The 13,687-nt window shown below is 53.1% G+C and carries 11 protein-coding genes; 4 read left to right on the top strand and 7 right to left on the bottom strand.

The genetic code is table 11. From position 1 onward, the window contains the following. The first annotated feature begins 259 nt into the window (after nt 1-259). Together J4645_RS21570 and mdtD are read left to right on the top strand one after the other, a co-directional pair. Nucleotides 260-964, top strand: a complete 705-nt coding sequence (locus J4645_RS21570; protein WP_001131144.1) for a FadR/GntR family transcriptional regulator — start codon at nt 260-262, stop codon at nt 962-964. A gap of 11 nt (nt 965-975) precedes the next feature. Then, on the top strand, nt 976-2,403 hold the full coding sequence (mdtD, locus tag J4645_RS21565) for a multidrug transporter subunit MdtD (RefSeq protein WP_000202071.1): 1,428 nt from the start codon (nt 976-978) through the stop codon (nt 2,401-2,403). On the opposite strand, the gene rbsR is transcribed toward mdtD, so the two are convergent. From rbsR to kup, 7 genes are all read right to left on the bottom strand, one after another. After that, the gene (gene rbsR, locus J4645_RS21560; RefSeq protein ID WP_000224487.1) at nt 2,369-3,367 is read right to left on the bottom strand and encodes a ribose operon transcriptional repressor RbsR; all 999 of its coding nucleotides are present in this window, start codon (nt 3,365-3,367) and stop codon (nt 2,369-2,371) included. The genes mdtD and rbsR overlap by 35 nt on opposite strands. Before the next feature lie 3 nt (nt 3,368-3,370). Next, on the bottom strand, nt 3,371-4,300 hold the full coding sequence (gene rbsK / locus J4645_RS21555) for a ribokinase (protein ID WP_001646884.1): 930 nt from the start codon (nt 4,298-4,300) through the stop codon (nt 3,371-3,373). A 132-nt stretch (nt 4,301-4,432) separates the two neighbouring features. Further along, entirely contained in the window at nt 4,433-5,323 is an 891-nt protein-coding gene (gene rbsB / locus J4645_RS21550) for a ribose ABC transporter substrate-binding protein RbsB (protein ID WP_001056260.1), read from the bottom strand. Between the two features lie 24 nt (nt 5,324-5,347). Then, nucleotides 5,348-6,313: a ribose ABC transporter permease gene (gene rbsC / locus J4645_RS21545; RefSeq protein ID WP_000211345.1), complete on the bottom strand. Its 966-nt coding sequence runs from the start codon at nt 6,311-6,313 to the stop codon at nt 5,348-5,350. Between the two features lie 5 nt (nt 6,314-6,318). Further along, nucleotides 6,319-7,824, bottom strand: coding sequence for a ribose ABC transporter ATP-binding protein RbsA (rbsA, locus tag J4645_RS21540; protein ID WP_000339366.1), 1,506 nt, complete (start codon nt 7,822-7,824; stop codon nt 6,319-6,321). A gap of 7 nt (nt 7,825-7,831) precedes the next feature. Further along, nucleotides 7,832-8,251 (bottom strand): D-ribose pyranase, encoded by a 420-nt coding sequence (gene rbsD / locus J4645_RS21535; RefSeq protein ID WP_000715943.1) that lies wholly within the window; start codon nt 8,249-8,251, stop codon nt 7,832-7,834. Between the two features lie 196 nt (nt 8,252-8,447). Beyond that, nucleotides 8,448-10,316 (bottom strand): low affinity potassium transporter Kup, encoded by a 1,869-nt coding sequence (kup, locus tag J4645_RS21530; RefSeq protein ID WP_000102338.1) that lies wholly within the window; start codon nt 10,314-10,316, stop codon nt 8,448-8,450. Nucleotides 10,317-10,664: 348 nt separating this feature from the next. Between kup and ravA the strand changes: the two genes are divergently transcribed. Both ravA and viaA read left to right on the top strand, forming a co-directional pair. Continuing rightward, nucleotides 10,665-12,161, top strand: a complete 1,497-nt coding sequence (ravA, locus tag J4645_RS21525; RefSeq protein ID WP_000940987.1) for an ATPase RavA — start codon at nt 10,665-10,667, stop codon at nt 12,159-12,161. After that, nucleotides 12,155-13,606 (top strand): ATPase RavA stimulator ViaA, encoded by a 1,452-nt coding sequence (gene viaA / locus J4645_RS21520; RefSeq protein ID WP_000956585.1) that lies wholly within the window; start codon nt 12,155-12,157, stop codon nt 13,604-13,606. Before ravA ends, viaA begins: the two co-directional genes overlap by 7 nt. Nucleotides 13,607-13,687: the final 81 nt, after the last annotated feature.

Raw genomic sequence — 13,687 nt, 5'->3', positions numbered from 1 at the left:
GCTTTTCTCCGTGAGGTTCTGGTCTGAACCCCGCTGACCCGGCGGCCTGTGTGCCGTTGTTCCGTGTCAGTGGTGGCGCATTATAGGGAGTTATTTCTGCCTGACAAGAGGAAATTTAAAATAATTTTCTGAGTGTCTCTTTTTTCATCAACAGCGGGCTTAACGTGCCATAAAATAAGCAAATTGCCGTTATTGCAACTGCAATCACACTTCCAGGTGGCATACTAATAACCAAACGAAAGAGAAAGGAAGAACATTCATGCCTTTAAGCGCACAACAATTAGCCGCACAGAAAAATCTATCCTATGTTCTGGCTGAAAAGCTGGCGCAGCGGATATTAAAGGGTGACTACGCCCCCGGTACGATTCTTCCCGGCGAAATAGAACTGGGCGAGCAGTACGGCGTAAGTCGAACGGCAGTTCGCGAAGCGGTGAAAACGTTGACGGCTAAAGGTATGGTGCTACCCCGTCCGCGCATTGGTACGCGGGTGATGCCGCAGGGAAACTGGAACTTTCTGGATCAAGAGCTGCTGACCTGGTGGATGACGGAAGAAAATTTTCATCAGGTGGTAGATCATTTTCTGGTGATGCGTATTAGCCTGGAGCCGCAAGCCTGCCTGCTGGCGGCGACTCTTGGCACACCGGAGCAGAAAGCGCGGCTTAATGCCTTAATGGAAGAGATGGTCGCGCTGAAAAAGCATTTTAAGCGTGAACGATGGATTGAAGTGGATATGGCATGGCACGAGCATATCTACGAAATGAGCGCCAATCCCTTTCTAATCTCTTTTGCGACGCTATTTCATTCGGTTTATCACACTTACTTTACCTCAATCACCTATAACGAGGTGGTAAAGCTGGATTTGCACCAGGCCATTGTTGATGCCATCGCTGATGGCGACGGCGAACGCGCTTTCCAGGCCTGCCAGGCGTTGTTAATAGCGCCTAATGAGAGACCAGATAATTAACAGGATATTGAATGACCAGCAAAAAAGCGCGCAGTATGGCTGGCCTGCCGTGGATCGCGGCGATGGCCTTCTTTATGCAGGCGCTAGACGCCACCATTTTGAATACCGCTTTACCGGCTATTGCGCATAGCCTTAACCGTTCACCACTCGCCATGCAGTCCGCTATTATCAGTTATACCCTGACAGTAGCTATGTTAATTCCGGTAAGCGGCTGGCTGGCTGACCGCTTCGGTACGCGTCGCGTCTTTATGGTTGCCGTAAGTCTGTTTACGTTAGGCTCGCTGGCCTGCGCGCTCTCCAGTTCACTATCTGAATTGGTTATTTTTCGCGTCGTACAAGGCGTCGGCGGAGCGATGATGATGCCAGTGGCGCGGCTGGCGTTATTGCGAGCCTATCCGCGTAGTGAGCTGCTGCCTGTTCTTAACTTTGTCACTATGCCGGGGCTGGTAGGTCCGATTCTGGGGCCGGTATTAGGCGGCGTACTGGTGACCTGGGCAAGCTGGCACTGGATCTTCCTGATTAATATTCCCATTGGTGTTGCAGGCATTCTGTATGCCCGCAAATATATGCCCAACTTCACCACGCCGCGTCGCAAGTTTGACATGACCGGCTTCTTTCTTTTTGGGTTAAGTCTGGTTTTATTTTCCAGCGGAATGGAACTGTTTGGCGAAAAGATTGTGGCGACATGGATCGCATCCGCCATTATTTTTTGCAGTATCGTTCTACTATTGGCCTATATCCGCCACGCCCGCCGTCATCCGACACCGTTAATATCACTATCGCTGTTTAAGACACGCACATTTTCCGTCGGTATTGCCGGCAACCTCGCCACGCGTCTGGGGACAGGCTGCGTACCTTTTTTGATGCCGTTAATGCTACAGGTTGGTTTTGGCTACCCGGCTCTGATCGCCGGCTGCATGATGGCGCCGACAGCTTTGGGTTCTATTATCGCGAAATCGACCGTAACGCAGGTTTTGCGACGTTTGGGATACCGGAAGACTCTGGTCGGCATTACGGTATTTATCGGTCTGATGATTGCCCAGTTTTCGTTTCAATCTCCCGCCATGCCGATCTGGATGCTCGTACTGCCGCTATTCATTCTTGGAATGGCGATGTCCACTCAATTTACGGCAATGAATACGATTACTCTTGCGGATCTGACGGACGATAATGCCAGCAGCGGCAACAGCGTTCTGGCGGTTACGCAGCAATTGTCTATCAGTTTAGGCGTGGCGATCAGCGCGGCGGTGTTACGTATTTATGAAGGTTTTGCGGGCACCAGTACCGTAGAACAGTTCCACTATACCTTTATCACGATGGGGGCGATCACTATCGTGTCCGCGCTGATGTTTATGCTGCTAAGAGCCAAAGACGGCAACAATCTGATTAAAGAACGGCATAAATCTAAACCGACCCACGCACCGTCAAAACCGGAGTAAGCTGAAGTCGCTGTTGTTGCAAGGCGGGCTGCGCCATCCGATGAATCAACACATCAATAGCCAGCTCGCCCAATTCATCTTTCGGCTGATGGATAGTCGTCAGCGGCGGCGTCATATAGCGCGCCAGCTCAATATCATCATAGCCAATGACCGCCATATCCTGCGGAATACGAAGCCCTGCCTGATATAGCGCCTGATAGGCGCCGACAGCCATCGCATCGTTTCCGGTAAAAACCGCTTGCGGTCGCTGTTGATGGGCGAGTAACGCCTGCATGGCGTCAAAGCCGCCGCCAAATTCAAAATCGCCGGTGATCTCATAGCCTTGCGGAATAGCCAGCCCTGCGCGTTTCATCGCCGCCCGATACCCTTCCAGCCGCAAACGCGCTGGCGTTTTGTCCAGCGGGCCTGTAATACAGGCTATTCGGGTAAATCCTTTATCGATAAGGTGTTGGGTGGCAAGATCGCCGCCTAACAACGAATTATCCTGAATGAGATCGCTATCGCCCTCACCATCAAACGGCGACCAGTCCATCATGACGGTAGGAATAGACGGATAACGCTCCATGATTTCACGAGAAGGCTGATGCGTTTCGGTACACAGCAGCAGTAAACCGTCTACCCGTTTTTGCATCAGCGTCTCCAGGTTACGGTTCATCCGTTGCTCGTCGCCTTCGGTATTGCACAGCACCAGACTATAACCGCGCTCAAAACAGCTTCGCTCAACGCCGCGCACCAGTTCGGAATAAAAAGGGTTGGTACTGGCGGTAATTAGCATACCAATCGTGCGGGTCTGGTTTAACTTGAGGCTTCGCGCCAGCGCGGAAGGCGCATAGTTAAGTGATTTAATCGCCGCTTCAACTTTTTCGGTTATCGTCTCACTCACAAAGCGATCTTTGTTAATAACGTGAGAGACCGTCGATGTAGAGACTCCCGCCAGGCGGGCAACATCTTTCATAGTAGCCAAGCGTTACCCCTGCTGATGTAAAAACGCTTCTATCTCTTCGCGCCACGGAACGGAAGGTTGAGCGCCTTTACGCGTTACGGCAATCGCGGCGGCGGCATGGGCAAAGCGAATCGCTTCCGGCAACGGCGTCTCCTCCAGTATCGCGGTGATAAAGGCGCCGTTAAACGTATCTCCGGCGGCAATGGTATCGACAGCCTCAACGCTAAATCCAGGAACGCGGCGGCCCTCGCCGTTTACGCTGGCCCAGACGCCACGGCTTCCTAAGGTAATTAATACGGTTCGAATGCCTTTATCATGCAAAACCTGCGCAGCTTTCGCGGCATCGTCGTCATTTTCCACACGCACGCCCGTCAGCTTTTCAGCTTCCGTTTCATTTGGCGTGATGATGTCCACCAGCGCCAGCAGTTCATCCGGTAGCTCACGGGCAGGCGCCGGGTTAAGCGCAACAGTAGTATGATGTTGATGGGCGATTTTCGCCGCCGCCAGTACGCTTTCCAGCGGCGATTCCAGCTGCATCAGTAACGCATCCGCCTGCGCGATACGTTCACGTTGCGCATCAACCAACGCCGGCGATAACGCGGCATTCGCTCCGGCATGAATACCGATGACGTTCTCGCCTTCGCCATTAACGAAAATCAGCGCCACCCCGGTAGACTCGCCTTTAATGACGCTAACTGGCGTGATATCAATACGATCGCTGACTAATTGTTTACGAATACTGTCGCCAATATCGTCATCGCCCGTGCAGGCGATAAACGCAATATTTGCCCCGCTACGTCCCGCAGCAACCGCCTGATTCGCGCCTTTCCCGCCAAACGCGACCTGATAATGGCTACCGGTTACCGTTTCACCCGGGGTAGGGAAGGACTCAAGATTAAGGATATGATCGGCATTAATGCTGCCAAGGACGATGAGATTACCTGCGGTTTTCATATTCGGGGTTCCACGTCAAAGTGCGCCACCGGTTAGGGTGGCGCGTGCCCTGCTTTTCTTTTTTTACGTTCACCTCAGCGGAGGCTCGCGTATTTCTGTCGCCATCAGGCCATAGTTGACCCGTGTCGTTTATTACTGCTTGATGACCAGTTTCAGGTCAACCGGATATTTGGCCTGAACTTTTTCGCCTTTCAGCACCTTATCCGCCACTTCAACGCCTTTGGCGCCGATTTGATCCGGTAACTGAGCGATAGTCGCTGCCAGTTTGCCATCTTTTACAGCCTTTTCGCCATCCGGCGTACCGTCAAATCCAACCACCATCACATCTGCTTTACCGGCAGTTTGCAGTGCGCGCAGTGCGCCCAGCGCCATTTCATCGTTCTGGGCGAAGACAGCCTGAACATCCGGATGCGCGGTCAGCAGGTTCTGCATGACGTTCAGACCCTTAGTACGGTCGAAATCGGCAGGCTGGCTGGCCAGGACATTAAATTTGTGGGCGGCTACCGCCTGCTGGAAACCTTCGCCACGCTCACGCGCCGCAGATGTTCCGGCAATGCCTTGCAACTCAATCACTTTAGCGCCTTCGCCAGCTTTTTTCGCGATATAGTCGCCAGCGATCTTACCGCCCAGCACGTTATCAGACGCGATATGGCTGACGACATCGCCTTTGGTTGCCTGGCGGTCAAGCGTGATAACCGGAATCTTCGCCTGGTTCGCCATCTTCACCGCGTTACCCACCGCATCGGAGTCAGTCGGGTTGATCAGCAGAATTTTGGTCCCGCGAACGGTTAAATCCTGCACGTTCGCCAGCTCTTTGGCAGGGTTGTTCTGGGAGTCCAGCACCACCAGGTTATAACCCAGTTTATCCGCCTCTTTTTGCGCCCCGTCTTTTAACGACACGAAGAAGGGGTTATTGAGGGTAGAGATCACCAGCGCAATGGTGTCTTTCGCCATTGCATTCGCGCTCACGGTGGCGCTCAGCGCAACAGCAGATACCAGGGTAGCCAGTTTTTTCATGTTCATATTTCAGATGTCCTGTAGTCGTTGTTACTGCTTTTTGTTGTCTACCAGTACCGCCAGCAAAATCACCACCGCTTTGACGATCATCTGGTAATAGGAGGAAACACCTAACAAATTCAAACCATTATTAAGGAAGCCGAGAATCAATGCGCCGATCAATGTCCCAACAATGCGTCCTTTACCGCCAGCAAGGCTGGTGCCGCCCAGCACCACGGCGGCAATAGCATCCAGCTCATAGCCGGTACCCGCCGTCGGCTGCGCGGAAGAGAGGCGCGCCACTTCAATGATGCCCGCCAGCGATGCTGTCAGGCCGCAAAGTGAATAGACGATAATTTTCACTTTGCTCACGCTAATGCCAGACAGACGCGTCGCCGCTTCGTTACCGCCCAGCGCGTAGATATAGCGTCCCAGACGGGTGTGATGCAGCATATACCAGGCGGCGATAAAGACGATAGCCATGATCCAGACCGGCGTAGGAACGCCCAGCGGACGGCCGATACCGAACCAGCCAAACAGATCGGCGTTATCGGTAAAGCCGGTGTTGACCGGGCTACCGTCGGTGTAAACCATCGTCACGCCGCGCAGTAGCAGCATCATCACCAGCGTAGCGATAAACGCCTGTACGCGGCCTTTCGCGACGATAACGCCAGTAACGGCGCCAATCGCAGCGCCCAGTGCCAGCGCGGCGGCAACCGCGACCAGCGCATTCACTTCAACGCCGACGATTGAAGCGGCAACCGCGCCGGTGAGCGCCAGCAGGGAACCGACGGACAGATCGATCCCCGATGTCAGAATCACCAACGTCATCCCTACCGCCATAATGGCGTTGACGGAGGTCTGTTGAAGAATATTGAACAGATTATTAACGGTAAAAAAGTTGGGGCTCAACGTCGAAACAATCGCGATCAACACCAGCAGGGCAATGAGCGACTTCTGCTCAAGAAGCCACGCTTTAGTGAAATAACGGCGACCAGAAACAGCCTGGGTTGTCATCTTTTTTACTCCTGATTCACGCGATTAAGCTTGCCCACTGCGGCAGCCATTAACACTTCCTGGGTGGCCTGCTCGCGAGTAAATTCACCGCTGAGATGCCCTTCATGCATGACGATGATGCGATCGCTCATGCCTAATACTTCTGGCATCTCAGATGAGACCAGAATGATGCTCAGGCCGTCGGCCTTAAACTGGTTGATAAGCTGGTAAATCTCTTTCTTGGCGCCGACGTCCACGCCGCGGGTCGGCTCGTCGAGAATGAGCACTTTCGGGCGCGTCATCAACCCGCGGGCAATCGCCACTTTTTGCTGATTACCGCCAGAAAGCAGGCCTATCGCCTGTTCCATTGACGGTGTCTTGACGTTGAACAGACGGATAAAATCCCCCACCGCCTGTTGCTCATCTTTGTGTTTCAGGCTTCCGCCAGCGCGGCTGAAATAGTCCAGCGCCGTCAGCGACATATTCTCTTTAACTGACATGCCGAGCACCAGTCCATCGCGCTTACGGTCTTCAGAGATATAAACGATGCCATTGGCCAGCCCGTCCTGCGGAGAACGCGTCACCACTTCGTGTCCATCAAGCGTCACGTAACCGCTGGTTCGCGGCATCGCGCCGTACAATACTTTCATCAGCTCGGTGCGACCGGCGCCCATCAGGCCGGAAATGCCAAGAATCTCGCCTTTTCGCAGCACAAAAGAGACATCATTCACGCCCGGTCCGCACAGATTATCGACCTTGAGGCGAATCTCACCCGGCGCGTTATCCAGATGCGGGTACTGATCTTCCAGCTTACGTCCCACCATCATTTCGATAAGAGAATCTTCGGTCAACGTGGCCACTTCACGCTCGGCGATAAATTGCCCATCGCGGAAGACCGTCACGTCATCGCAAATTTCGAAAATCTCTTTCATACGGTGGGAGATATAGACAATGCCGCGCCCCTGCGATTTTAATTCGCGGATAACGCGGAACAGAGAGTCGGTTTCAGTGTCGGTCAGCGCATCGGTCGGTTCATCCATAATGATGACTTTGGATTCGAAGCTCAGCACTTTGGCGATTTCCACCATTTGCTGATCGCCGATAGAGAGTTCGCCCACCAGCTTATCGCTCTTAAAGCGCAGATTGAGTTTGGCTAAGAGCTGGTCGGCTTCGGCATACATCTTTTTCCAGTCGATTTTGCCAAAGCGATTCACAAATTCACGGCCCAGGAAGATATTTTCCGCAATGGTCAACTGCGGAATCAGGTTCAGTTCCTGATGAATAATGCCGATCCCGGCTTCCTGAGACGATTTAGGCCCGTTAAAGGTGGTCTCTTTACCCAGCCATAACAACGATCCCGCATCTCGCGTATAGATGCCGGTTAATACTTTCATCATGGTGGATTTTCCGGCGCCGTTTTCCCCCACCAGCGCCATAACGCGGCCAGGATAAACGTTTAACGCGGCGCCGGAGAGAGCCTTCACGCCGGGGAACGCTTTATCGATCCCTTTGAGTTGCAGTAATGCGTCCATAGCGGCCTCAGAAAGTGACGCCAGCGCAAAGAATGACGTTCGCATACGGGGAACACTCCCCGCTGCGAATCACCGCCTGACTGTCTGCAGTCAATTTTTTGAATTGTTCGTGTGTCGTATAACTAATTTTTATGGTGTTTCCCTGGTGTTGCTGCAGTTGCTCAAGGTGAGTGAGCAACGTTTCGTGGAGCTGCGGATTCTGTTGTTTGATTTCCGTTGCAAGAATCGCCGCCTCAACCTGCATTTCCCGGGTCACAATATCCACCACCTGCATAAAAGAAGGTACGCCCTGGGTTAGTGCCATATCGATACGCGCGGTGCTATTCGGGATAGGTAAACCCGCATCACAGACCACCAGAGTATCAGTATGCCCCAGACGGGAAATGACCGACGAGATTTCAGAGTTGAGTACGGTGCCTTTCTTCATTTTTCTGCTCCACTAGCGAAACGTTTCGCTGGCCGCATTGTAACCCTGGATGTGTTCATAAAACCATCATGACGTAACAGAATTGTGATCGCCGTCGAAACGTTTCGCTAGCGGAAATCAGGCGATTATCGTGTGGGAATCTACGGATTGGCCAGGCCGGGTAAGCCAACGCGGCCCCCGGCATGGTGATGGGAGGTTAAATCTCGACCTGCGTTCCTAACTCAATCACGCGGTTAGGCGGGATCTCGAACTGATCCGGCGCGCGCAGAGCGTTACGTTGCAGCAACAAATACAGTTTACCGCGCAAACGCAAATACCACGGGCGTTTGCCGACAATCAACGACTCGTGCGACATAAAGAACGACGTTTCCATCATCCGACAGCTAAGCCCTTCCAGACCGCAGCGGTGGAACACCTCTTCAACGTTTGGCGTTTCGCGCCAGCCGTAGCTGGCCACCACGCGCCAGAATGTCGGAGACAACTGCTCAATCTGCACCCGGCGAACGTTATGCACATAAGGCGCATCTTCCGTACGCAACGTCAATAAGATTACGCGCTCATGCAACACTTTGTTGTGCTTCAGGTTATGCAATAAAGCAAAAGGGATCACACTGAGCGCGCGCGACATGTATACGGCAGTACCCGGCACCCGAACCGGCGGTGACTTCTCCAGTGAAGCAATCATCGCTTCCAGCGAATTACCGTGTTCATGCATACGACGCAACAGACGGAAACGCTCGCTCTTCCAGGTGGTCATGATCGTGAACATGATCAGGCCCAGGCTCAGCGGCAGCCAACCACCGGACAACAATTTATCGAGGTTAGCCGAGAACAGCGGGATATCCACGCACAGGAACGCGATGAGGATCAGCGCGACAAAATATTTGTTCCAGTGCCAGTTCTTACGCGCCACGGTCGTAGAAAGAATAGACGTCAGCACCATCGTGCCGGTCACGGCGATACCATAGGCCGCCGCCAGGTTGCTGGAGTGCTCAAAGCTAACAATAACAACCACGACCGCGAAATAAAGCAGCCAGTTAACGAAAGGGATGTAGATCTGACCGGACTCCATCTCGGAGGTATGGATAATGCGCATTGGCGACAAATAGCCAAGACGCACGGCCTGACGCGTCAGCGAAAAGACGCCGGAAATGACCGCCTGGGAGGCGATCACCGTCGCCAGCGCGGCCAGAATCAGCAGCGGAATTAAAGCCCAGTCCGGCGCCAACAGGAAGAAGGGATTTTTAATCGCTTCCGGATGCTTTAGTAGCAATGCGCCCTGACCAAAGTAGTTCAGTACTAACGACGGCAATACCACGGTAAACCACGCCAGGCGAATCGGGAACTTACCGAAGTGTCCCATATCGGCGTACAACGCCTCTACGCCGGTAATCGACAGCACCACCGCGCCCAACGCAATAAATGATACGGTTTTATATTCAAGGAAAAAACGTACCGCCCAGACAGGATTCAGCGCATGTAACACTTCGGGATTGGCGATAATACTGCGCAGGCCAAGTACCGCCAGGATTAAAAACCAGGTCAGCATGATCGGCGCAAAGAGTTTCCCTACCATTCCCGTACCGTGCTTCTGAATCATAAACAACAGAGTCAGCACAATAATGGAGAGCGGGACAATCCAGGTATCCAGCTGCGGCGCGACAATCTCCAGGCCTTCAATCGCCGACATCACCGAAATCGCCGGCGTAATCACCACTTCACCATAGAAGAAGCTGCCGCCTATCAGTCCCATGATAACTAACATGGATGTGGTGCGCGCCGAGGTATTACGCCCGGCAAGCGACATCAGCGTCAAAATTCCACCTTCACCCGCGTTATCGGCGCGCATCACGAAGGTGAGATATTTGATGGAAACCACAAAGATGAGTAGCCAGAAGATCAGCGACAGAAAACCAAACACGGCATCTCGTTCAACGCCAAAACCAAACTGACCGGACAAACATTCACGAAGCGTATAAAGCGGGCTGGTACCAATATCACCGTAGACAACCCCAATAGCTGCGAGGGTAATCGCAGGCAACGATTGCTTATTATCAGTGCTCATAGACTCATCTTTCGTTTATACACGTCACCCTTCACGCTACCTCCTTGTCGGCTGCATTCGCTTACCCCAGTCACACGTTGAATGTTAGTGCCAGGGGATTCACTCCTTTGCCGCCTTGATGTAGTTTGAATGAATGAGTGTATAGATATGAAATGTGTGCTTAGTCCCTTGGCCCACAAAAAAGCGCACAGTATGCACGATTAATCATAAAATCGTACCCCTAAATGAAGCCAGATTAACCTGGCTCAAAGAAAAATAAACAGCGCATCAGACGATTATAGCCCCGGTGGTGAAACGTCTATACTCGCAATTAGCATGATCCATTTGTCGAAAGGACGCCTCTTTATTATGGCTCACCCACATTTATTAGCGGAAAGAATTTCCCGTCTGAGCAGCGCCCTTGAGAAGGGGCTGTATGAACGTAGTCACGCCATACGCCTGTGCCTACTGGCGGCGTTAAGCGGTGAAAGCGTCTTTTTGTTGGGCCCGCCCGGTATCGCCAAGAGTCTGATTGCCCGCCGCCTGAAGTTTGCTTTCCAGCGCGCCCGCGCTTTTGAATATCTGATGACACGCTTTTCCACGCCGGAAGAGGTTTTTGGACCGCTCTCTATTCAGGCGCTGAAAGATGAAGGTCGCTATGAACGCTTAACGACCGGCTACCTTCCCGAAGCCGAAATCGTTTTTCTGGATGAAATCTGGAAAGCCGGGCCCGCTATCCTGAACACATTGCTGACCGCCATTAACGAACGCCATTTCCGCAACGGCGCTTTTGAGGAAAAAATTCCGATGCGGCTGCTGGTGGCGGCCTCTAACGAACTGCCCGAAGCGGACAGCAGCCTGGAAGCCTTGTACGACCGAATGTTGATTCGCCTGTGGCTGGATAAAGTTCAGGATAAAGCCAATTTCCGCTCCATGCTGGTTAGTCAGCAGGATGAGAGCGATAACCCGGTCCCCGCCTCGTTACAGGTTAGCGACGAAGAATATCAACAGTGGCAAAAAGATATCGGCGCGATTTCACTCCCTGATCCGGTCTTTGAGCTGATATTTACTCTGCGCCAACAGCTGGATAATTTGCCGAATGCGCCTTATGTCTCCGACCGTCGCTGGAAGAAAGCCATCCGCCTGTTACAGGCCAGCGCCTTCTTTAGCGGACGCGACGCGGTTGCGCCGATTGACCTTATCCTGCTAAAAGATTGCTTGTGGTATGACGCGCAGAGTCTGAATCTCATGCAACAGCAACTGGAAATATTGATGACCGGACACGCCTGGCAGCAGCAGGCCATGCTGACTCGCCTCGGCGGTATCGTCCAGCGTCGCCTCCAGTTGCAGCAACAGCAAAGCGATAAAACCGCTTTCACCGTCATTAAAGAAGGCGGTATGTTCAGCCGCCGCCCGCATTACACTTTACCGCCGGAAGCCAGCGCGTCAACGTTGACGTTATTGCTACAAAAACCGCTAAAACTGCATGATATGGAAGTGATCCATATTACCTTTGACCGCAGCGCGCTGGAACTTTGGCTGACCAAAGGCGGCGAGATCCGCGGCAAACTGAACGGGATCGGCTTTGCCCAAACGCTGAATATGGAAGTCGATAACGCTCAACATTTGGTGGTGCGCGACATCAGTCTACAAGGTACCCGTCTGGCGTTACCGGGAGCGGCTGAAGACAGTATGCCTGCGGAGATCAAACAGCAGCTGGAAACGTTAGAAAACGACTGGCGCCAGCAGCATACCCGCTTCAGCGAACAGCAACATTGCCTGTTTATTCACAGCGACTGGTTAGGGCGCATTGAGGCCAGCCTGCAGGATGTAGGAGAACAGATCCGCCAGGCGCAACAATGCTGACGCTGGATACGCTAAATACCATGCTGGCCGTCAGCGAAGAGGGAATGGTCGAAGAGATGATCCTCGCGCTACTGGCTTCCCCACAGCTGGTCATTTTCTTTGAAAAGTTTCCGCGTTTAAAAAACGCCGTGACCGCCGATCTCCCGCGCTGGCGGGAAGCGCTACGCAGCCGTCTTAAAGACGCACGCGTTCCGCCGGAACTCATGGAAGAGGTCATGTGTTATCAGCAAAGCCAACTTCTCTCTACCCCACAGTTCATCGTGCAACTGCCGCAAATACTGGCGTTGCTTCACCGCCTGCATTCACCGTATGCCGCGCAGGCGAAGCAGTTGACGGAGAGCAACAGTACCTTTACCCCTGCGCTACACACGCTTTTTTTGCAACGCTGGCGGTTAAGTCTGGTCGTGCAGGCCACCACGTTAAACCAACAACTACTGGAAGAAGAGCGCGAGCAGTTGCTGAGTGACGTTCAGGAACGGATGACGCTGAGCGGGCAACTGGAACCGACGCTGGCGGAAAATGATAATGCCGCAGGCCGCCTGTGGGATATGAGCGCGGGCCAGCTTAAACGTGGTGATTATCAACTGATCGTAAAATACGGCGAATTTCTCGCCGCCCAGCCGGAGCTAATGCAACTGGCGGAACAACTGGGACGTTCGCGGGAAGCCAAATCGGTACCGAAAAAAGACGCGCCGATGGAAACCTTTCGTACACTGGTACGCGAACCCGCTACGGTGCCGGAGCAGGTTGACGGTATTCAGCAAGGCGATGATATTCTGCGCCTGTTGCCGCCAGAGCTGGCGACGCTCGGCATCACCGAGCTGGAATATGAATTTTACCGCCGGTTAGTGGAAAAACAGCTCCTCACCTATCGCCTGCATGGCGAAGCGTGGCGTGAGAAAGTGACCGAACGGCCGGTAGTACACCAGGATGTCGACGAGCAGCCGCGCGGACCGTTTATTGTCTGCGTCGATACTTCAGGCTCGATGGGAGGATTTAACGAGCAGTGCGCAAAAGCGTTCTGCCTGGCGTTGATGCGCGTTGCGCTGGCGGATAACCGCCGCTGCTTTATTATGCTGTTTTCCACTGACGTTGTGCGTTATGAACTCTCCGGCCCGGAAGGTATCGAGCAGGCCATCCGCTTTTTAAGTCAACGTTTTCGCGGCGGCACAGATATCGCCAGCTGTTTTCGCGCCATTATTGAAAGAATGCAGGGACGGGAATGGTTTGATGCCGATGCGGTGGTCATTTCGGATTTTATCGCCCAGCGCTTGCCGGATGACGTGGTGAGCAAAGTAGGAGAGTTGCAGCGTCTTCACCAGCATCGATTCCACGCGGTGGCGATGTCGGCGCACGGCAAACCCGGCATCATGCGCATTTTCGATCATATCTGGCGCTTTGACACCGGGATGCGAAGCCGCCTGCTGAGACGCTGGCGGCGCTAATCTTATTAAGACGAGTGTTACTTAAAAATATATATTCTACTAATAGCCTATCCCCATAAGTATAATTAGAGGTTATATCGA

Source organism: Salmonella sp. 32082101201600294FB01SM01 (genome assembly GCF_017572865.1).
Classification (GTDB): Bacteria; Pseudomonadota; Gammaproteobacteria; order Enterobacterales; family Enterobacteriaceae; genus Salmonella; species Salmonella enterica.
This window is presented reverse-complemented; position numbering and strand designations above follow the sequence as displayed.